The sequence below is a fragment of the Flavobacterium amylolyticum genome, assembly GCF_048284335.1.
In the GTDB taxonomy this organism is placed as follows: domain Bacteria; phylum Bacteroidota; class Bacteroidia; order Flavobacteriales; family Flavobacteriaceae; genus Flavobacterium.
On the sequence record NZ_JBLVPG010000002.1, the window covers coordinates 381,020 to 400,432 of the forward strand.

18 protein-coding genes are annotated in these 19,413 nt (G+C 33.9%); 6 read left to right on the forward strand and 12 right to left on the reverse strand.

The features are described from left to right. The first annotated feature begins 28 nt into the window (after positions 1–28). Positions 29–1,723: an energy-dependent translational throttle protein EttA gene (gene ettA / locus ACNQF9_RS07800; protein WP_417960093.1), complete on the forward strand. Its 1,695-nt coding sequence runs from the start codon at positions 29–31 to the stop codon at positions 1,721–1,723. A gap of 59 nt (positions 1,724–1,782) precedes the next feature. Here the strand turns inward: ettA and ACNQF9_RS07805 are convergent, their stop codons facing one another. The 3 genes from ACNQF9_RS07805 to ACNQF9_RS07815 form a co-directional block, all read right to left on the reverse strand. Then, positions 1,783–1,914 carry a hypothetical protein gene (locus ACNQF9_RS07805; protein ID WP_417960092.1) on the reverse strand — a complete coding sequence of 44 codons (132 nt, stop codon included), beginning with the start codon at positions 1,912–1,914 and terminating at the stop codon, positions 1,783–1,785. Between the two features lie 77 nt (positions 1,915–1,991). Continuing rightward, positions 1,992–2,408 (reverse strand): thiol-disulfide oxidoreductase DCC family protein, encoded by a 417-nt coding sequence (locus ACNQF9_RS07810; RefSeq protein ID WP_417989979.1) that lies wholly within the window; start codon positions 2,406–2,408, stop codon positions 1,992–1,994. A gap of 104 nt (positions 2,409–2,512) precedes the next feature. Continuing rightward, complete coding sequence (locus ACNQF9_RS07815) at positions 2,513–4,678, reverse strand: endonuclease MutS2 (protein ID WP_417960090.1); 2,166 nt, start codon at positions 4,676–4,678, stop codon at positions 2,513–2,515. A gap of 112 nt (positions 4,679–4,790) precedes the next feature. Between ACNQF9_RS07815 and ung the strand changes: the two genes are divergently transcribed. Further along, positions 4,791–5,471, forward strand: coding sequence for a uracil-DNA glycosylase (ung, locus tag ACNQF9_RS07820; RefSeq protein WP_417960089.1), 681 nt, complete (start codon positions 4,791–4,793; stop codon positions 5,469–5,471). Positions 5,472–5,662: 191 nt separating this feature from the next. Here ung and ACNQF9_RS07825 read toward each other — a convergent pair whose 3' ends face one another. The 6 genes from ACNQF9_RS07825 to ACNQF9_RS07850 all read right to left on the reverse strand — a co-directional run bounded on the left by ACNQF9_RS07825 (position 5,663) and on the right by ACNQF9_RS07850 (position 11,206). After that, complete coding sequence (locus ACNQF9_RS07825; protein ID WP_417960088.1) at positions 5,663–6,037, reverse strand: DUF4258 domain-containing protein; 375 nt, start codon at positions 6,035–6,037, stop codon at positions 5,663–5,665. A 36-nt stretch (positions 6,038–6,073) separates the two neighbouring features. Next, positions 6,074–7,273, reverse strand: coding sequence for an alanine dehydrogenase (locus ACNQF9_RS07830; RefSeq protein ID WP_417960087.1), 1,200 nt, complete (start codon positions 7,271–7,273; stop codon positions 6,074–6,076). A 99-nt stretch (positions 7,274–7,372) separates the two neighbouring features. Next, positions 7,373–7,846 carry a GNAT family N-acetyltransferase gene (locus ACNQF9_RS07835; protein ID WP_417960086.1) on the reverse strand — a complete coding sequence of 158 codons (474 nt, stop codon included), beginning with the start codon at positions 7,844–7,846 and terminating at the stop codon, positions 7,373–7,375. An 8-nt stretch (positions 7,847–7,854) separates the two neighbouring features. After that, complete coding sequence (gene tsaE / locus ACNQF9_RS07840) at positions 7,855–8,262, reverse strand: tRNA (adenosine(37)-N6)-threonylcarbamoyltransferase complex ATPase subunit type 1 TsaE (protein WP_417960085.1); 408 nt, start codon at positions 8,260–8,262, stop codon at positions 7,855–7,857. 70 nt (positions 8,263–8,332) lie between these two features. Next, positions 8,333–9,886 carry a T9SS response regulator signal transducer PorX gene (porX, locus tag ACNQF9_RS07845; RefSeq protein ID WP_417989980.1) on the reverse strand — a complete coding sequence of 518 codons (1,554 nt, stop codon included), beginning with the start codon at positions 9,884–9,886 and terminating at the stop codon, positions 8,333–8,335. Positions 9,887–10,375: 489 nt separating this feature from the next. Continuing rightward, the gene (locus tag ACNQF9_RS07850; RefSeq protein ID WP_417960083.1) at positions 10,376–11,206 is read right to left on the reverse strand and encodes an ice-binding protein; all 831 of its coding nucleotides are present in this window, start codon (positions 11,204–11,206) and stop codon (positions 10,376–10,378) included. Between the two features lie 553 nt (positions 11,207–11,759). Here ACNQF9_RS07850 and ACNQF9_RS07855 point away from each other — a divergent pair. From ACNQF9_RS07855 to ACNQF9_RS07870, 4 genes are all read left to right on the forward strand, one after another. Continuing rightward, a complete protein-coding gene (locus ACNQF9_RS07855; RefSeq protein ID WP_417960416.1) occupies positions 11,760–12,131 on the forward strand; it encodes a VOC family protein in 372 nt (123 codons plus the stop codon). Positions 12,132–12,236: 105 nt separating this feature from the next. Beyond that, on the forward strand, positions 12,237–12,521 hold the full coding sequence (locus ACNQF9_RS07860) for a toxin-antitoxin system YwqK family antitoxin (RefSeq protein ID WP_417989981.1): 285 nt from the start codon (positions 12,237–12,239) through the stop codon (positions 12,519–12,521). After that, on the forward strand, positions 12,518–13,057 hold the full coding sequence (locus ACNQF9_RS07865) for a GNAT family N-acetyltransferase (protein WP_417989982.1): 540 nt from the start codon (positions 12,518–12,520) through the stop codon (positions 13,055–13,057). The genes ACNQF9_RS07860 and ACNQF9_RS07865 overlap by 4 nt, the downstream gene beginning before the upstream one ends. Positions 13,058–13,088: 31 nt before the next feature. After that, entirely contained in the window at positions 13,089–13,568 is a 480-nt protein-coding gene (locus tag ACNQF9_RS07870) for a GyrI-like domain-containing protein (RefSeq protein WP_417960080.1), read from the forward strand. 114 nt (positions 13,569–13,682) lie between these two features. Here ACNQF9_RS07870 and ACNQF9_RS07875 read toward each other — a convergent pair whose 3' ends face one another. The 3 genes from ACNQF9_RS07875 to ACNQF9_RS07885 are packed head-to-tail and all read right to left on the reverse strand — an operon-like array spanning position 13,683 to position 19,395. Further along, a complete protein-coding gene (locus ACNQF9_RS07875) occupies positions 13,683–15,095 on the reverse strand; it encodes an efflux transporter outer membrane subunit (RefSeq protein ID WP_417960079.1) in 1,413 nt (470 codons plus the stop codon). Next, positions 15,085–18,255, reverse strand: coding sequence for an efflux RND transporter permease subunit (locus tag ACNQF9_RS07880; RefSeq protein ID WP_417989983.1), 3,171 nt, complete (start codon positions 18,253–18,255; stop codon positions 15,085–15,087). Before ACNQF9_RS07880 ends, ACNQF9_RS07875 begins: the two co-directional genes overlap by 11 nt. A 33-nt stretch (positions 18,256–18,288) precedes the next feature. Continuing rightward, positions 18,289–19,395, reverse strand: a complete 1,107-nt coding sequence (locus ACNQF9_RS07885; RefSeq protein WP_417960077.1) for an efflux RND transporter periplasmic adaptor subunit — start codon at positions 19,393–19,395, stop codon at positions 18,289–18,291. Positions 19,396–19,413 lie beyond the last annotated feature (18 nt).

The following is a 19,413-nucleotide window of genomic DNA, read 5'->3' on the forward strand; positions in this document are numbered from 1 at the left end:
GAATAGAAATAATTTTAAATTAAAAAAAATGGCAGACGATAAAAAAGTGATATTCTCAATGTCAAAATTGAGCAAAACGTATCAAGGAGCAGATAAACCAGTCCTTAAAAACATCTACTTGAGTTTCTTTTATGGAGCAAAGATTGGTATTTTGGGTTTGAATGGTTCTGGAAAATCCTCCTTATTAAAAATTATAGCCGGTGTTGACAAAAATTACCAAGGTGATGTGGTATTTGCACCGGGTTATACAGTAGGATATTTAGAACAAGAACCTATTTTAGATGATAGTAAAACTGTTATCGAAATTGTCAGAGAAGGAGTTGCTGAAACAATGGCAGTTTTAGATGAATTCAATAAAATCAATGATAGTTTTGGTTTGCCTGAAGTCTATGAGAATGCTGATAAAATGGAGCAGTTGATGGATCGTCAGGCACTTTTGCAAGATAAAATTGATGCATTGGGCGCTTGGGAAATTGATACCAAACTTGAAATAGCCATGGATGCTTTGCGTACTCCGGAAGGTGATACGCCAATTAAGAATTTATCGGGTGGAGAGCGTCGTCGAGTAGCTTTATGTCGTTTGTTGTTGCAACAACCGGATGTTTTGCTTCTAGATGAGCCTACGAATCACTTAGACGCCGAAAGTGTACTTTGGCTAGAACAACATTTGGCACAATATGCTGGAACTGTAATTGCAGTAACGCACGATAGGTATTTCTTGGATAACGTTGCCGGTTGGATTCTAGAATTAGATAGAGGAGAAGGAATTCCTTGGAAAGGGAACTATTCTTCTTGGTTAGACCAAAAATCAAGTCGTATGGCACTCGAAGAAAAAGTAGCTTCGAAGCGTAGAAAAAACTTAGAACGGGAGTTGGACTGGGTTCGTCAAGGTGCCAAAGGCCGTCAAACGAAACAAAAAGCGCGTTTACAGAACTACGATAAATTGCTGAATGAAGACCAAAAACAATTGGATGAAAATCTGGAAATTTATATTCCAAATGGTCCACGTTTAGGAACGAATGTTATTGAAGCCAAAAATGTTGCTAAAGCATTTGGAGATAAATTACTGTATGATAATTTAAATTTCACTTTACCACAAGCTGGAATTGTTGGAATTATTGGGCCGAATGGTGCTGGTAAATCAACAATTTTCAAAATGATAATGGGGGAAGAAAAGCCAGATTCTGGAGAGTTCTCAATTGGGGATACCGTAAAAATTGCTTATGTAGATCAAGCCCATTCGAATATTAATCCAGACAAATCAATTTGGGAAAACTTCGCTGACGGTCAGGAATTAATTATGATGGGGGGAAAGCAAGTAAATTCAAGAGCTTATTTGTCACGATTTAATTTTGGTGGTGGAGAACAAAACAAAAAAGTGTCCATGCTTTCCGGTGGGGAACGCAACCGTTTGCATCTTGCAATGACTTTGAAAGAAGAAGGGAACGTACTTTTGCTGGATGAGCCAACAAATGATTTAGATATCAATACACTTCGTGCATTAGAAGAAGGTCTAGAAAATTTCGCCGGTTGTGCAGTAGTAATTTCTCACGACAGATGGTTTTTGGACAGAATTTGTACACACATTCTAGCTTTTGAAGGAAACTCTGAAGTATATTATTTTGAAGGTGGGTTTTCGGAATATGAAGAGAATAAGAAAAAACGTTTAGGGGGTGATTTAACTCCAAAAAGATTGAAATATAGAAAATTAATTAGAAGTTAAATCCTAATTGTTTCAATAATAGCAAGAGGATGTCCATTGGTCATCCTCTTTTTTTTGCATTATTTTTTTATTTTTTTATCGGAATTCATCATAATTAAAACCGCGGCAACCAGTCCTATGATTACTAAGCCAAATACTACAATCATTATAAAGGAACCGTTATCCCAAGAAAAAAGTGAAGTGTCTTTCATGAATTATTAAATTTAAGATTATTCAAATTTATACTTCTAACCAGATAAAAGAAATGATAATTATCATAATTGGTATTTTATTCTAAAAATTTAGTTTTTAATTCTTTGGTAGGAATCAGGCAATTTTCTTTTTTACCATACCATTTATAGCGGTTTTTTGCAATAAAATCGTAAATGAAATTGTTGAATGAGGTGGGTAATATTGAAAACAAAGTAGCAAAATAAAATAGTCCACCTAAATATTTTGCAATTTCAATTATGGCTTCTGATTTATGAAAATATGCAAAACCGGGTTGATAAAGAATAATACTATCTGTTTTTTTGATGTCAATTCCCAAGTGAATGATTATTTTTTGACCCAAATCTGATTGCAGAGCAACAAACCTGAAAACATCTTTTGTATCCTGTTTAATAACAAACTGTACTGCTGAATCGCAGAGATTACAAATACCATCAAAAAGTATTATTTTTTTATCTTTAGGGAGGTTTAGCATTTTCTTATTTTAGGGTAGTGTAAGGAATAAGCAATCGGACCTTATTGCTTAATTCATGTATTTGTTAATGTGATTGCCGTCTTAGATAATGATCGATACATACTTTATTTTTTTCCTGCTTCAACAAACTCTAGTGCTTCTAGGCTTACTTTTGAAGTAAATACACCATAATTCACGGTTGCTTTGTTTTTTTCAATACCATCAATCGTTCCTACCGCTTTCCCGTCAAACATTCGCACACGATCACCTACTTTTAAGATTGGTTTAGGTTTTTCAACTACTACTTTTAATTTCTTCTCTTTCTTTTCTTTTCTAATTTCTTCAACCTGAACTGTTACTTCTTCAATTACTTCTTTTTTCTTTTCTATCAGTGCTTTGGTTTCTTTAACAGTGGCTTTTTTGCGTTTTGAATTTTCTATTTCAATAATTTTTAAAAATTCACCAAGCAATTCTTTCTTATTCTTATTATTGAAATATTTCTCCGAAATATCTTCAATTTTTTGACCAATGTAAATTGTTTTCTGGTTGCTGTCATATAATTCCTGATAGCTTTCCAGTTTTTGTTTGATTTTTACATTGATAGTCTCCATTTTCTTTCCTTCTTCTCGCGCTTTGGTTTCTTCTTCTTTGAGTGTTTGTGAGGTTTTCTCCATCTTTGAGCGCTCTTTTTGAAGTGTGGCAATCGTTTTATCAAAACGTACTTTTCCAACTTCAATTTTCTTTTTGGCTCGATTGATTAAACTAAATGGAATTCCGTTTTTCAAAGCGACTTCAAAAGTAAAGGAACTTCCCGCTTGACCTAATGCCAATTTATACATGGGCTCTAATGATTTTTCATCAAAAAGCATGTTGGCATTGGTGGCATAAGGCAATTCGTTAGCCAAGATTTTTAGGTTTGAATAATGGGTTGTAATAATCCCGAAAGCTTCCCGATGGTAGAATTCTTCTAAGAAAATTTCGGCTAAAGCACCTCCCAATTCAGGATCTGAACCCGTACCAAATTCATCAATAAGGAACATCGTTTTTCTATTACACTTCTTTAAGAAGTAGTTCATGTTTTTTAATCGGTAACTGTAGGTACTAAGATGATTTTCAATAGATTGATTATCTCCAATATCTGTTAGAATCCTATCAAATAAAAAGGTTTCACTGCGTTCATGAACCGGAATTAACATACCGGATTGTAGCATCAGTTGCAATAATCCAACGGTTTTCAAGGAGATGGTTTTTCCTCCTGCGTTAGGTCCGGAAATTACAATAATTCTACTTTCCTGATTGAGTTCAATAGTCTGTGGATGTGTAACTTCGTTTTTATGTTTGTTATTCAAATATAAAATAGGATGGTACGCATCTCTAAAATAAACACGACGTTCCTCGGTAATTGTTGGCAAAATTCCGTTAATTCGGTTGGCGTATTTTGCTTTAGCAGCGATTACATCAATATCACTCAGGAAATCCTGATATTGAATCAATAATGGTAAAAAAGGACGAATATAATTGGACAGCTGTTTTAAAATTCGGGTAATTTCTTCTTTTTCTTCATATTCTAAATTGCTCAACTCGCGGGAATATTGTAAGGTAGCTTCAGGTTCAATATAGGCGATACTTCCGGTTTTAGAACTACCCAAAATAGAACCTTTTACTTTACGACGGTACATTGCCATAACGGCTAAAACGCGCCTGTTTTGTACAAAACTTTCTTTAATGTCATCTAAATATCCCAAAGCTGCGTATTGCGTCAACGCAGATCCAAAACTTTGATTGACTTTGCCTCGAACCGCATTCATATTCCTGCGAATATTCAATAAATCTGGTGATGCATTGTCTTTTATTTCACCATATTTATCAACGACTTCATCGACCATCGTTATGATTTCTTTAGTAAGTTCAACTTGGTTCGCTCTTACATTTAAATTTGGATAATAATCCTCGAATTTTCTCAAAAAAGTCAAAAGGAAATTTACCGTTGAAGAAATAGTGGCAATCTTTCGAAAACTGCCTACTTCTAAGAAACTGTCCTCTATTGCAAGAAATTTTATCTCGTGCGTGATGGCATCAAAACCATGATTGGGAATGGCATTGTTATTTTGGAAAGACGAAACATATTCAGATGTTTGCATTAAAGCTTGCATCAATGTTTCCTTATCTTTAAAAGGAGTTATTTCTAGAGCTTTTTGTTGTCCAATATCAGTATTACAAATTGTCGAAATGGTTTCGAGAACTGTAGGAAATTGTAAATCTTGTAATGTTTTTTCGGTGATAGATATCATTTTATGAGCTAAGTTGTAAAGGTTCAAAGTTACAAAGATTCACAGTGAAATGTATTAATTTTTTAGCCGACTTTGCGAAAAACTTTGCGAACTTTACCACAAAATAAATTACATGCAAATCAATCTTATTTCTTCCTGGCAATCCATTCTATCTGAAGAAATCCAGAAACCCTATTTTAAGGATTTAATGGAAACGGTTAATGAAGAATATAAAAATCATCTGTGCTATCCTCCTCAAGAATTAATTTTTTCGGCTTTTAATTACTGTAGTTTCAAAGATATAAAAGTAGTTATCATAGGTCAAGATCCGTATCATGGGAAAGGGGAAGCGAATGGTTTGTGCTTTTCTGTGAATGATAGCGTTCGAATTCCGCCTTCCCTACGTAATATTTTTCGAGAGATGAGTGAAGATTTAGGAACTATTTTTTTGCCCGTTTCCGGTAATTTACAAGCTTGGGCAAAACAGGGCGTGTTGCTTTTGAATGCTTCCTTAACGGTTAGGGAAGACAATGCCAACAGTCATAAACATTTAAAATGGAATATTTTTACCGATACTGTAATTCAGAAAATTTCGGAAGAGAATCAACATGTAGTTTTCTTGCTTTGGGGTAATTTCGCCCATAAAAAAGGTCTTAAGATAGATCGAAGCAAACATTTGGTTTTAGAATCCGGGCATCCTTCACCTATGAGTGCAAACCAAGGTAAATGGTTTGGTAACAACCATTTTAGTAAAACGAATGCGTATTTAAAAAATAATGGAATAGGAATGATTAACTGGCTTGCTTTGCAATAATCGTGATACTTAAATATAAATACTTGTTTTTATAGCATATTGCGTAAGTAATGGAAATAGAGCTTTTTTTAGAGGTGTTTCAGACTGTAAAAAAAGTGGGAACGACAGCAACAAACAAAGTTTTTACTTATGGGTACGCCTAAATTAAAAAAAGTATGACAGTCCTATATTATAAACACCAATTACAAGATCTATTTTTTTATAATATCTTCCAAAACCGCTTTGTCAGAATAATTAATTATTTTTAAAATTACTTCTTGGTTTTTGATTGTTTTTCCTTCAATGATATACAATTTACCTTTTTTGATCTCGATATTGCTTTTATCAAAATCAACATCACCAAATTGTAGTGTGTTTTTAATATCGGAAGTGTCAATCCATTTTTCTGCTAATATTTGGGAAGCTTTATCAGAGTAATAAAAAGGTTTGTTTCTTAAATCATTCAAAACTCTTGAATTGGGGAAATAATTGCAACGGGTATCTTTTCCACTAAAGACTAATGCTACAAAGAACAATCCTATTACTAAACCTACTAAATAATAGGCAAAACGATGTATAAACTTCATGAATTATATTTTTGGCAAAGGTAAAAGAAAGTTTTCTTAAAAAACAATTAAATTAATGTCGTTGAAGGGCAAATCAAACCAATCGCCAAGAGCGCTGTTTGTCAGGATGCCGTGGTACATATAAACCCCATTTTTTAATCCTTTATCACATCGGATGGCTCTTTCAATACCACCGTCTTCGGCAATTTTCATCAAGTAAGGAGAGATTATATTGCTGATGGATAACGATGCGGTTTTAGAATATCTAGAAGGAATGTTTGGGACACAATAATGAACTACATTGTATTTGATAAAGGTTGGTTTTTCATGAGATGTGACTTCAGAAGTTTCAAAACAGCCTCCGGTATCAATACTAACATCTACAATTACGGCTCCGTGTTTCATGTGTTCTACCATAGTTTCTGTTACAATAACGGGACAACGTTCTTTGCCTCGCATAGCACCAATAGCAACATCACATCGTCTTAGGGCTTTTAATAAAGATTTAGGTTGAATCGTAGAAGTGAAAATACGCTGATTTAAATTATTCTGAAGTCGGCGTAATTTAGTGATGGAATTATCAAAAACTTTAACATTAGCACCCAAGCCAATGGCTGTTTTGGCTGCAAATTCACCAACTGTTCCAGCGCCTAGAATAACCACATCAGTAGGAGGAACGCCAGTAATATTCCCGAATAACAATCCTTTTCCAAATTCATTGGTTATCATCAATTCTGCGGCAATTAAAATAGAAGCCGTACCGGCTATTTCGCTCAAGGATTTCACTGCGGGATAGGTACCATCCTCATCTTTAATGTATTCAAAAGCTAGGGCGGTAATTTTCTTTTTGCTTAACGCCTCAAAATATATTTTTTTTCTGGTTTTTAATTGAATTGCGGACAGAATAATTGTCTGTGGATTCATCATTTTAATTTCAGAGAGCGTTGCAGGCTCTACTTTCAATACCATCGGACAGCTAAAAACTTTTTGGGTGTCATTAGTAATTTCGGCACCAGCATCACTATACTCTTTATCAGTGTAACTAGAACTCAATCCTGCTCCTGCCTCTATCATCACCCTATGACCGTGATATGTCAATGAATTTACAGCATCTGGTGTAAGGCAAATACGGCGTTCTTGATAACTAGTTTCTTTAGGAATCCCAATAAAAAGTTCACTTTTTTGTCTTGCAATCTCCAGTTTTTCCTCTTGAGGCAATAGCTGTTGTTTTGTAAACGGAGTTATAGTAATTGACATTGATGTTATTATATTAAGGGTACAATTTACGTAAAAAGTTTTATAAAAAGTACAATTAGCATTTTGATATATTCAGTAGTACTAATGATTGATTGATTATTATAATATATTACGTTGCATCTTTATATCGGCTCTTTCATAAACGCCATCTTCTAAAGGGATTTCTACAAAACCAAATTTTTTATATAAATGAATGGCGGGTAGTAATTTCCTATTGGAATATAAAATCAGTTTTTGAATTCCTTTTGCTTCAGCAATAGTAAAACAATGCAACAGTAGTTTCTTTCCTACACCCAAACCTTGAACGTTATCTGTTACGGCCATTTTACTTAATTCATAGCTACTGTTATCTATTTTTATTAAGGAAACGGTGCCTACAATGACATTATTATATTTTGCATAAAAAATCATTCCACCTTTGTCTATTATTTGACCTTGCGGATCCGAAAGTACAATTTCATCTTTGGGTTCCACCTTGAAATATTTTCTCAACCACTCCAGATTCAAGATTTTTATGGACTCTTTTAAATCTATTGTAAAAGGGATAATTTCTACGGTATTGTCTACATTCATAATTACTTTTAACTTAAGGTTAAAGCGCGTTTTCCGTCAGGAAGCAGCACAATAGTTAGTACTGAATGGGTTTCAGGAATCAAATTTTGAATCTTTTCTGCCCATTCTATAAAACACCAATTCCCGGAATACAAATAATCATCCACACCCATGTCTAAAGCTTCTACTTCAGCATTTAATCTATAAAAATCAAAATGATAAACTAACTGATTAGTAGTAGTTTCATATTCATTAACTAAAGAAAAAGTTGGGCTACTTGTAACCCCTTTCACACCTAGTGTTTTACATAATTGTTTAATCAAAGTCGTTTTTCCAACACCCATTTCTCCATGAAAAAGAATAATTTTATTCGGATTTAATGCTATGATTTTTTCGGCCACTTCCTCGAGCTGGTCGATAGAAAAAATGATATTCATTCTGTAAAATTTGTTTAAAGTTTAAAATTTAGGTTGTACTTAAACCTAAAAATGGGTAACGGATATCTTCTTATTTCGGGTTAAAAACTAAAAATGGAATAATCATTTCTTCCAATGAAATTCCACCATGTTGATAGGTATTCTTATAATAACTCACATAATGATTGTAGTTATTGACGTAAGCCAAAAATAAATCATTTTTTGCAAAAATATAAGAACTGCTCATATTTATGGTAGGTAATCCAACATTTTTTGGTTCTTTCACTGCATATACATCTTTTTGTTCGTAGGTCAAACTGCGTCCTGTTTTATATCGTAAGTTCAAACTTGTATTTTTATCACCTACTACTTTTGATGGATTTTTTACGTTTATCGTTCCGTGATCAGTAGTCAAAATCAATTTGAAACCCATTTTTTGACCTTGTTGAATGATTTCCAGCAGCGGAGAATTCCTAAACCAACTCAACGTCAGCGATCGATACGCTTTATCATCAGAAGCAAGTTCTTTAACAACATCCATTTCTGTTTTAGCATGAGAAAGCATGTCCACAAAGTTATAAACCACAGTGACTAAGTCATTGTTTTTTAATGATTTAAAATTTTCAACTAACTTTTTACCGCCTGCAAGATTCGTGATTTTGAAATAATCTTCCTTGATATTTAAACCCAATCGTTTTAATTGCGCGGTCAAAAATTCAGCTTCAAAAAGGTTTTTACCTCCTTCTTCTGGGTCATTTTTCCAATATTGAGGAAATTGTTTTTCCATTTCCAGCGGTGTTAAGCCGGAGAAAATAGCATTTCTTGCATATTGTGTGGCCGTAGGTAGAATGGAGTAGTAGGGTACTTCTTTTTCCAGTTTATAGTAATTTCCCACTACGCTTTCAAAGGTTTTCCATTGATCGTAACGCAAGTTGTCAATGACTACAAATAAAATAGGTTTGTCTTTTTTCTGGAGTTCAGGAAGTACTAATTCTTTAAATAAAGTATGCGATTGTACAGGCTTATCGGCTTTTGGTGCAAAACAATCCTCATAATTGCGCTCAATAAATTTTCCAAATTGTGAATTAGCCTCTGTTTTCTGGGATTCAAGAATTTCAACCATGCTTTGATCGTCAATATTTTCCAATTCCAGTTCCCAAAAAATCAATTTCTTATATAATTCAATCCAATCTTCATAAGAGTTCACCATTGCCATTTCCATGGTAATTTTTCTAAATTCTTTCTGATAATCCAGCGTTGTTTTTTGCGAAATCAATCGGGAATGATCCAGATTTTTCTTCAAACTCAACAAAATCTGGTTTGGATTCACGGGTTTTATTAAATAATCGGCAATTTTAGACCCTATGGCTTCCTCCATAATGTATTCTTCCTCACTTTTAGTAATCATAATCATGGGAACCGAAGACTTCTTCTCCTTCATTTCTGATAAGGTTTCCAATCCGCTCATCCCAGGCATATTTTCATCTAGAAAAACAATATCAAAGTTGTTCTCCTCAAAAATTCCAATGGCATCTAACCCATTATTACAGGTCGTTACCTCGTAATTCTTCTTTTCCAGAAATAAGATATGTGGTTTCAAAAGGTCGATTTCATCATCGACCCAAAGTATTTTTATTTTATCCATAAGTTGTAGTAATAAGTATTCTAAAGAAGTAAATTAAAGTGCCAAATTACATTTTTTTGCAACGGCTACCTGCTAATATTATGATAATTTTTTAACATATTTATGCTACATTTCATAAAATCGCAATTCACTTTTGTTTTATTTTGGTTTGCATTTAGGCGTGCCTCGTTCTCCGTAATCTCTTTATGAATAAGGCTTTGCATTGTGTGTTTTTATCAGTTACGGTACCCGTTTTAGGGATGTATTGATAGAACGTAAAAGGACACGGATACGATTCTCTTGAGTTTGCGAGAATAATTGGAATGAATAATTATTGGTTCCTTATAAAAATGAGAAAATAGAATAATCCAAAAATAAATAGGATTTTTTAGGTGTGTATCCTTGTTTTCATCAGATCATAAATATTATACGTTTTCAATTCTTTTTTATAAATACAAAAACTGTCCAAAATTACTTTTGGACAGCTTACTCATAAATCTATTCGTTTAATTATTTGGGTTGTGTAACTGTATTCATTTGTAATGTTACAGCAGTTTGTGCTAACATTCTTCCGTTGATTGTTGCTCCGGTTTGCAAATTAATACCCGTCATTCCTAATATTGTTCCTTCAAAATGGCTACTCGTTCCGCATGTAACCGCGTCTGAAACTACCCAGAAAATGTTTTTGGCTTGTACACCTCCCGCTAAATTAATTTTAACACCCGAGCTTACTTTAAGGGTTTCAGCAACTTGAAAAATAAAAATATCTGTTGCATTACCTGAAATAGTGATATCAGTAGGTATGTTAAGTGCCGTTGACCATTTATATAAACCTGGAGTAAGTGTTTTTCCTCCAATATTTCCCGCTCCTAAATTTAAAAAATCAGGGTTTGGTCTTCCAGCAGCATCCGTATAAGCAGTCTCCATATCTCCAACAGCAACAGTTAATCGTGTAGCATTAGTGATACTACACGGCAGTGGTCCGGCAGCATCAGTTGAATAGATTGTTCCTAGAACTTCATCGCATTTAACTAAAATAGCGGCACCAGTAATTGGGCTAGAACCAATATCTCCTGTAATTGTTGATTTATAAACATCTGTAATTCCAGTTTTTGAAAGAATTGTAAAATCTCCTGCAATTCCAAGATTAACGGCACTTAATGAGCTAACTTTTTCTGAAGCATCAACTGATTTACCTGTTGGAGCAATGTTAGAGGACATTTTAGCAGTTAAAGAAGCTGAAGTTCCGGAAGAAGTAGTATTGTCATTTGTTTGGTCACAACTAGACAGCAATGCCATTAATACTATTGCAATGATTGGAAAAAATTTGTTTATTTTCATTATTTTTGTTTTTATAAAATGACTTTATTGTCAGGAAACAAAGTTTACTGTTTTGTTCCCCGAAAGAGTTACATAATATCAGTCAAATATTGTATAATTAAACTATTTTCCATTGTTAATATTGTTATAACTAATTAAATGTAAGTATACCTCAACATTTTCTGTTGTACTGAAATTGTTTCTGTTTTCAAAATATTACTTAATAAGAGTGCGAGCATCTAGCTTTTATTTATTAATCTAATTGAAACGAAGTACGGATGAAAATGATCAAACAATTAGGTGAAGGAAAGCACAAACGTTATAAAATTATTGTAAATGATGAAGTGTAGGGATTGTAAATCTATTCAATTAGAGACTCTTATTTGATGCATAATTAACTAAATTATTACCTTTTAAATAAAACACCATGAAAAAAAATATATTAATAATTATAGGGTTTTTGGGGTCATTTGGGATAGGTTTCTACGTTAACACTTTAGTTTTAAATAAAAATGATAACAAAATTGCGATGGAACAGGATAAAGATAAAAACAACATTAAAAAAGTGAAGAATATGAAATTAGGAGCATTTTCAGTGAGTCTTAATGTAAAGGACATTCAAGTATCTAAACAATTTTATGAGAATTTGGGATTTTCAGTATTTGCTGGAGGTTTAGAAAAAAATTATCTCATCATGAAAAATGATAATTCATTAATCGGACTTTTTCAGGGAATGTTTGAGAATAATATTTTGACTTTTAACCCTGGATGGGATGAAAATGCTAAAAATATAGCAGATTTTGAAGACGTTAGAGCAATTCAACGAGAACTAAAAAGCAAAGGTCTAAAAATAGATCCTGAAGTAGATGAGAAAACGTCTGGCCCAGCAGGCTTTATGATCACTGACCCAGATGGAAATGTTATTTTAATTGACCAACACCGCTAATTTATTTTTGCAATTGTAAAGCTTGTATATATCTTTCGATTCTAGAAATGCTGCTTGTGTTGCTAACAATGACTAATTCTGAACAAGAAATACAATTAAATTCAAATGTTAGACAAAAAATACTACGTTAACGGACAAATTGCCCATGAATTAGTTGGAGATCAATTGACTTATTTTTTCAAAAAAGGAAAAGTAAAAGCAAGAGGTACTTTTATTAATGGAGTGATGGAAGGCGAGTGGCTCTTTTATCGCGAAACTGGACAGCTTTGGCAAATAGGCAATTTTAAAAATAGCAAGAAAAATGGTTCTTTTATTCGATATGACAGAAACAATCAAATAGAATATCATGAGCGTTTTGAGATCGATAAAATTATTAAAAACAAAAAATGAATACTTTAGTTCTCAAAACGGAACGGTTAATACTAAGACCAATTGCACTATTGGATTTGGATTATATTCACAAATTACATTCTTTGAAAGAAACGGATGAATTCAATACATTAGGAATTCCGGCAGCTATTGAAGAAACAAAACTCCTTTTAGAAAAATGGGTTTTTGAAAATAATAAAGCACTTACAACTCATTTTACTTTTGCGGTCGAATTAAATTCCGGAAACCAAATTATAGGTTTAATTGGAATTAATTTGGGAAAAGTAAAATATAAAAATGCGGAAGTTTGGTTTAAATTTCACAAAGAGCATTGGAACAAAGGATACGCTACGGAATCTTTAAAAAAAATTATCCGTTTTGGATTTGATGATCTGAATCTGCATCGGATTGAAGCGGGTTGTGCGGTTGGAAACATTGGTTCTATTAGCGTTTTACAAAAAAACGGCATGATAAGAGAAGCCCACACCCGAAAATTGTTGCCGTTGTCATCTGGCTGGTCCGATAATTACGGATACGCTATATTAGCGACTGATTAATCTTTTATTTCATCTAAAAAAGTAATTTTATATGCATCCAAGAATTGAAACGCTATTAGAATCAAAATTGATTGGTATACGAACTACACTTTCGTTATCCAATAATAAAACTGCGGAACTTTGGAAAAATTTTATGTCAAGAAGAAAGGAAATCCAAAATACTATTGGTAGCGATTTGTATTCTTTACAAAAATATGATGCATCGTATTTTAATACTTTTAATCCAAATACTGAATTCGAAAAATGGGCCGCTGTTGCAGTAACTGATTTTAATGAAATTCCAGTGGCAATGGAACCGATTATTTTGGATGGAGGATTGTATGCGGTTTTTATTCACAAAGGTGATGTAAGGACTGCTTCAAAAACCTTTGAGTATATTTTTAGAACTTGGTTGCCCAACTCTGAATATGTTTTGGATGACAGAGTGCATTTTGAATTATTAGGAGAAAAGTACCAGAATAACGAACTCAGTTCCGAAGAGGAAATTTGGATTCCAATCCAACTGAAATAAAAAATTAAATTAATTCTTAAAAAGACAAATGGTATAAAAGACAAAACCACTGCCGGTAAAATAAGCAGTGGTTTTAAGAAACAGGAATCAATAATAAGTAGTCAAGCAATCTGATTATTGCCAGCCCCCACCAAGGGCTCTGTACAATTGAATTATCGCTTTATATTGTTGGAATTTGTTGTCTATCAAGCTTAATTCCGCATTTAACGCATTGTTTTTTACGGTCAGAACTTCTAGATAATTAGCTAAACCATAGGTCAATAATTCATCTGAATAATCCGTGGCTTTATTTAAAGCATCGACTTGTTTTGTTCGAACGGTGAGTTTATACGTTTCATTATTGTATAGTGCTAAGGCATCTGAAACTTCTTTTCCTGCAGTTAGTAACGACTGCTCAAACAGGAGATAGGCTTTTTCTTGATTGGCTTTGGCAATTTCAAACCTTGTTTTAATTTGCCTTTGATTAAAAAGAGGTTGAGTCAACCCTGTAATCACGTTTGCAAAAAGTGAATTGGCACTGAACCATTCTTTCAAATCAATACTTTGAAGACCTCCGGTTGCTGTAAGTTTTAATGTTGGATAAAAATTACTTTTAGCGATATTAGTCTGCTCAAAATTTGAAATAAAATTATATTCCGCCGCAATCACGTCAGGTCGATTTCTAAGTAAGGTTGCGGGAACCCCAAGTGTAATTGAAGGTTGCATAGTTTGCATTTCAAAAGTATTTCGCTCAATTTTAGCAGAACCTTCACCCATAAGTATACTCAAGGTGTTTTCAAGAATAATGACAGTATTTTTAAGGTCAGCTATTATAATTTCGGTTGCATATTTTTGAGCTTCAGTTTGCTTAACGCCCACCTCTGTTACATTTCCCGCATCTTTTAAGGCAATAATAGTTATGATACTTTGGTTTCTGTTTAACAACGTTTTCTCAGCTAATTTTATTTGTGAATCTACCGAAAGTAATTGATAATATGTTGTTGCAATGTTAGCGATCAGTTGCGTTTTTACGGCTTGATTAGCTGCTGTAGTTTGAAGATAGAGAGCATTAGTAGCGCGCTTGTTGCTTCTTATTTTACCCCAAATATCGGCTTCCCAGGATAAATTTCCTGTAAACTGATATTGGTCCACGTTAGTAGCCCCACCACCACCACTGATTAAGGCACCCAACTGACTGTTTCTGGAAAGTTCTTGATGTGTCCAATCGGCACCAACAGAAAGAGTAGGGAAGTAGCCTGCTTTTCCTTGTTTCATGGTGGCTTGTGCCGCCACGATATTTTGCATAGCAATTTTGATATCAAGATTATTGTTTAATCCCTTTTTAATATATTCCTGTAAAATCGGATCAGTAAAAACCTTGTCCCACGCAACATTTGCAAGAGAAACGGTATCGGTTGAAACGATTTCGTTTCGGTATAAACTTTCCGTTTTTAATTCTGGTCTTTCGTATTCTTTGGCAACAAAACACGATTGCAGTACCGTTGCGGTTATAACAAGTACAGCTATTCTATTTAACTTAGTCTTCATTTTTATCATTTAAAAGTGCAACATCTGATTCGTGATTTTCTACAGGAAGTGGTTTTGTAGAAATTTTTTCCTGTAGCGTTTGGAAAACGATAAACAATACCGGTATAACAAATACTCCAAAAATGGTCCCGATCAACATACCACCAATTGCTCCGGTTCCAATAGCATTGTTTCCAACAGCTCCAGCTCCTTTAGCCAACATTAAAGGCAATAATCCGAAGATAAATGCAAATGATGTCATTAAAATAGGACGTAAACGAGCAACAGCACCATGAATAGCAGCTTGCGTAATACTCATCCCTTTTTTTCTAGAATCGACAGAAAATTCAACTATCAAAATGGCGTTTTTAGCAAGCAATCCAATAAGCATAATTAAAGTAATTTGTAAATAAATATTATCACTTACATTAAATAAATAAGCAAATAGGTACGCTCCCGCTAAACCAATTGGTAATGAAATTAATACAGCAAAAGGCAGCATATAACTTTCATATTGAGCTGCTAATAAGAAATAGACAAAGACCAAACACAGTAAGAAAATATACAAGGTTTGACCGCCAGCACTAATTTCTTCACGAGTCATTCCTGAAAACTCATAACTATATCCAATAGGTAAGGTTTGACTAGCCACTTCTTCTACTGCTTTAATGGCATCTCCAGAACTGAAACCTTCATTTGGAGCCCCTGTGATTTTTACAGAAGTAAACAAATTGAAACGTTCTATTGCTTGAGGGCCAAATACTTTTACTAAACTCACAAATTCTGAAATAGGAGCCATCTGACCATTATTATTTCTAACCAATACCTTATTTAATGATTCAGGATTACTTCTAAACTCTGGATCAGATTGGTAAACTACTCGGTATTGTTTACCAAATTTGTTAAAATTAGAGGCGTAAACCCCACCATAATATCCCTGCATAGTTCCTAAAACATCCGTAACCGTTAAACCTGATTTTTTTATAGCAGCAACATTCAAATCAATTCGATACTGCGGGTAATTTGGCGAAAAAGAGGTGGCTGCATATTTGATTTCGGGACGACTGTTTAAAGCTTCCAAAAATTTATTATTGACTTCGTTTAATTCCTGAATACTTCCTCCTTTTTGATCTTGTAATTGAAATTCAAAACCATTGGTAAAACCAAAACCAACAAGTGTAGGACGCGCAAAATACAGTACTTTTGCATCTTTAACGGAGGCTGTCCGTTTAAATAATTCTGCTACAACAGCTGTTATTTCCTGATTAGCATCTTTACGTTCTGCCCAGGTTTTCAGTTTTACAATGACCATTCCGTAGTTACTACCAGTACCACTTATTAAACTACGACCTGAAATACGAAGCACTTCTTTTATTTCTGGAATGTCTTTTACTTTGTTTTCAATTTGTAATAATACCTCCTCAGTTCTTTCTAATGAAGTACCTGGCGGGAGCGAAACATCTGAAAGAATTGCTCCTGTATCTTCACCCGGAACAAAAGCCTTTGGAGTAATATTTAATAATAAGATAAAAATTCCTGCAAAAATTGCAATTCCCAAAAAAGCCAACCACTTGCGTTTTATAAAAAATTCAACTGACCTTTTATACTTAGCAGTTGTTATGTCAAATCCAACATTAAATGCAGTATAAAAACGTTCTGCAAAACCTTTTTTCTTGGCATTTTTATCGTGTTCTTTTAAGAAAATGGCACATAAAGCAGGGGAAAGGGTTAGTGCGTTAATAGCGGATAAAACAATAGAAACAGCTAAAGTTATTCCAAACTGTTTGTAAAAAACTCCTGCCGATCCACTAATAAACGAAACTGGAATAAATACTGCCGACATAACAAGCGTAATGGAAATAATTGCACTACTAATATCTTGCATGGCACTATGAGCTGCTTTTTTGGGATCGTGTTCACCAGCTTCCATTTTGGCATGGACAGCTTCGACCACTACAATAGCATCATCGACCACAATTCCCACAGCCAGTACTAAGGCAAAAAGCGTTAGTAAGTTAATGGTAAAGCCAAGTAAACTTAGAAAAAAGAAAGTTCCTAAAATAGCGACAGGCACGGAAATCGCAGGTATAAGCGTTGATCTCCAATCTTGTAAGAAGATAAAAACCACAATAAAAACCAATAAAAAGGCTTCAATTAAGGTATGAATTACTTTTGTGATTGATTCTTCTAAAAAGTCATTGGCATTAATTAATGTAGCATATTTTACCCCTTTAGGAAAATTTATTTCCGCTTGATCTAATACTTTTAAGGACCCTTCAATTACTTCTTGTGCATTAGAGCCTGCCGTTTGAGCAATTGCAATTGCAATAGATTTATTTCCGTTTGTAAATGTATTACTAGCATAATTAACAGCACCTAATTCAATTTTTGCTACATCACCTAATTTGAGTATTTCTCCGTTTTCGGTGGAACGAACAATAATTTCTTCAAACTCTTTTGCATTTTGTAAACGCCCTTTATATTTCAGGGCATATTGAAAAGATTGGTCGCTACTTTCCCCTAATTGTCCTGGGGCTGCTTCAATATTCTGCTCTGCCAATAAAGCGGTAATATCCGCAGGAACCAGTCCATAAGCCCCCATCACATCAGGCTTAAGCCAAATACGCATCGAGTAGTCTTTTTGACCAAAAATCATTGCTTCTCCAACCCCCGTTACACGTTTTATTTTAGGTAAAATATTGATGTTAGCATAATTTTGAAGAAAAGTGTCATCATAATCAGGGTTTTCACTGTAAAGTGATAAAATCAAAATATTATCACTTTGTCTCTTTGAGGTAGTAACACCTGCTCTTGTTACTTCTTGAGGTAATAAAGGCGCAGCACGTGATACCCGATTTTGTACATTCACAGCAGCTAAATCTGGATTCGTACCTAATTTAAAATAAATATTAATGGCTGCCGAACCATCATTATTGGATGTAGAAGTCATATAAGTCATGTCTTCAACACCATTAATTTGTTCTTCTAATGGAATTACTACCGAGTTCATTACAACTTCGGCACTGGCGCCTTGATAATTTGCTGATACAGTTACCGTAGGTGGCGCTATTTCTGGATATTGTGAAACTGGAAGCGAGATTAACCCTAAAACCCCCAAAATTACGATGATAATAGAGATCACCGTTGACAATACCGGTCTGTCAATGAATTTTGAAAACATATTTTGTTATTTATTCAATAGTTAGTTTGTCAATTATTTTTTTGTTGGATTGATTATAGTTTTAAAATCAACAAGTTCAGGCTTAATAAGTGTACCTTCAGTTACTATCCCAACGCCTTCTATAAGTATTTTATCTTTTAGATTTAACCCGCTATCCACTACAAAAAATTTACCGCCAGGAATTGCACGCACTTCAATTGGAACCGTTTTCACTTTGTTATCTTTACCCACAACAAGAGCGATACGCTTGTCTTGTAATTCTAATGAAGCCTTTTGTGGGATAATAATAACATCTTTTAAGTCAGTTGGTATTTGTATTGTTCCACTTCCTCCGGAGCGCAATAATTTATTTCCATTTGCAAAACGTGCTCTTACATTAAAGGAACCAGTTTGTGCATTGGCTTGTCCGCTAAAGGTCTCAATTTTACCATTTTGTTCAAAATGCATCCCATTGCTCAAAACCAAATTTACAGCTTCCATTTTGTTTATTTTTTCTTGAAATGACTTTCCTTCAGCATTTATCATGATATCCAACTGTTCTTTTTCATTTATTGAAAAATTAGCATAAATGATGCTCACATCTGAAATACGAGTTAATGGTTCTACAGTTTGACTGCTCACATAACTACCCAGTCTTAAAGGCAAAGTTCCTACAATCCCGTTAACCGGACTTTTTATAGTAGCATAATTAATTCTTGCAAGGATACTTTGATAAGTGCTTTTAACACTCGCTAAATTTGCTTTAGCAGTTTCTAATTGTACATCGCTGATTATGTTGCGTTCTACCAAAGGGATTAAACGATTGACTTCCACTTGAGCAGCAGTAACTTTTGCTTTTGCGGCTCCGGCTTCTTGTGTTGCAGTTTGGGTCTCTAATTTAAAAAGCAGTTGTCCTTTTTTAACTTCTTGACCTTCTTGCACATATATTTTTTCAATATATCCGTCTATTTTTGCACGAATGTCAATATCTGTAACTCCTTCTAAACTCGCAGGATATTCTGCTAATAAAGTGGTATTTGATGTTCCTATTTCGACTACCTTATATTGCATAACAGGAGGACCTGTTGGAGTGGTTTCTTTTTTACAGGAGAGCAAGCTTATTGATAACAAAATTGCACTTATAAAAGTTCTCTTTTTCATACCGGAATATTTACTAAA

What these genes read in the sequence shown, in the direction of transcription:
- ACNQF9_RS07825 (WP_417960088.1), bottom strand. Translation starts at nt 6,037, where the DNA reads ATGAAGTTTATACATCGTTTTGCCTATTATTTAGTAGGTTTAGTAATA.
- ACNQF9_RS07855 (WP_417960416.1), top strand. Translation starts at nt 11,760, where the DNA reads ATGAAATTAGGAGCATTTTCAGTGAGTCTTAATGTAAAGGACATTCAA.
- ung (WP_417960089.1), top strand. Translation starts at nt 4,791, where the DNA reads ATGCAAATCAATCTTATTTCTTCCTGGCAATCCATTCTATCTGAAGAA.
- ACNQF9_RS07805 (WP_417960092.1), bottom strand. Translation starts at nt 1,914, where the DNA reads ATGAAAGACACTTCACTTTTTTCTTGGGATAACGGTTCCTTTATAATG.
- ettA (WP_417960093.1), top strand. Translation starts at nt 29, where the DNA reads ATGGCAGACGATAAAAAAGTGATATTCTCAATGTCAAAATTGAGCAAA.
- ACNQF9_RS07810 (WP_417989979.1), bottom strand. Translation starts at nt 2,408, where the DNA reads ATGCTAAACCTCCCTAAAGATAAAAAAATAATACTTTTTGATGGTATT.
- ACNQF9_RS07880 (WP_417989983.1), bottom strand. Translation starts at nt 18,255, where the DNA reads ATGTTTTCAAAATTCATTGACAGACCGGTATTGTCAACGGTGATCTCT.
- ACNQF9_RS07835 (WP_417960086.1), bottom strand. Translation starts at nt 7,846, where the DNA reads ATGAATGTAGACAATACCGTAGAAATTATCCCTTTTACAATAGATTTA.
- ACNQF9_RS07870 (WP_417960080.1), top strand. Translation starts at nt 13,089, where the DNA reads ATGCATCCAAGAATTGAAACGCTATTAGAATCAAAATTGATTGGTATA.
- ACNQF9_RS07865 (WP_417989982.1), top strand. Translation starts at nt 12,518, where the DNA reads ATGAATACTTTAGTTCTCAAAACGGAACGGTTAATACTAAGACCAATT.
- ACNQF9_RS07860 (WP_417989981.1), top strand. Translation starts at nt 12,237, where the DNA reads ATGTTAGACAAAAAATACTACGTTAACGGACAAATTGCCCATGAATTA.
- ACNQF9_RS07815 (WP_417960090.1), bottom strand. Translation starts at nt 4,678, where the DNA reads ATGATATCTATCACCGAAAAAACATTACAAGATTTACAATTTCCTACA.
- ACNQF9_RS07885 (WP_417960077.1), bottom strand. Translation starts at nt 19,395, where the DNA reads ATGAAAAAGAGAACTTTTATAAGTGCAATTTTGTTATCAATAAGCTTG.
- porX (WP_417989980.1), bottom strand. Translation starts at nt 9,886, where the DNA reads ATGGATAAAATAAAAATACTTTGGGTCGATGATGAAATCGACCTTTTG.
- ACNQF9_RS07850 (WP_417960083.1), bottom strand. Translation starts at nt 11,206, where the DNA reads ATGAAAATAAACAAATTTTTTCCAATCATTGCAATAGTATTAATGGCA.
- ACNQF9_RS07875 (WP_417960079.1), bottom strand. Translation starts at nt 15,095, where the DNA reads ATGAAGACTAAGTTAAATAGAATAGCTGTACTTGTTATAACCGCAACG.
- ACNQF9_RS07830 (WP_417960087.1), bottom strand. Translation starts at nt 7,273, where the DNA reads ATGTCAATTACTATAACTCCGTTTACAAAACAACAGCTATTGCCTCAA.
- tsaE (WP_417960085.1), bottom strand. Translation starts at nt 8,262, where the DNA reads ATGAATATCATTTTTTCTATCGACCAGCTCGAGGAAGTGGCCGAAAAA.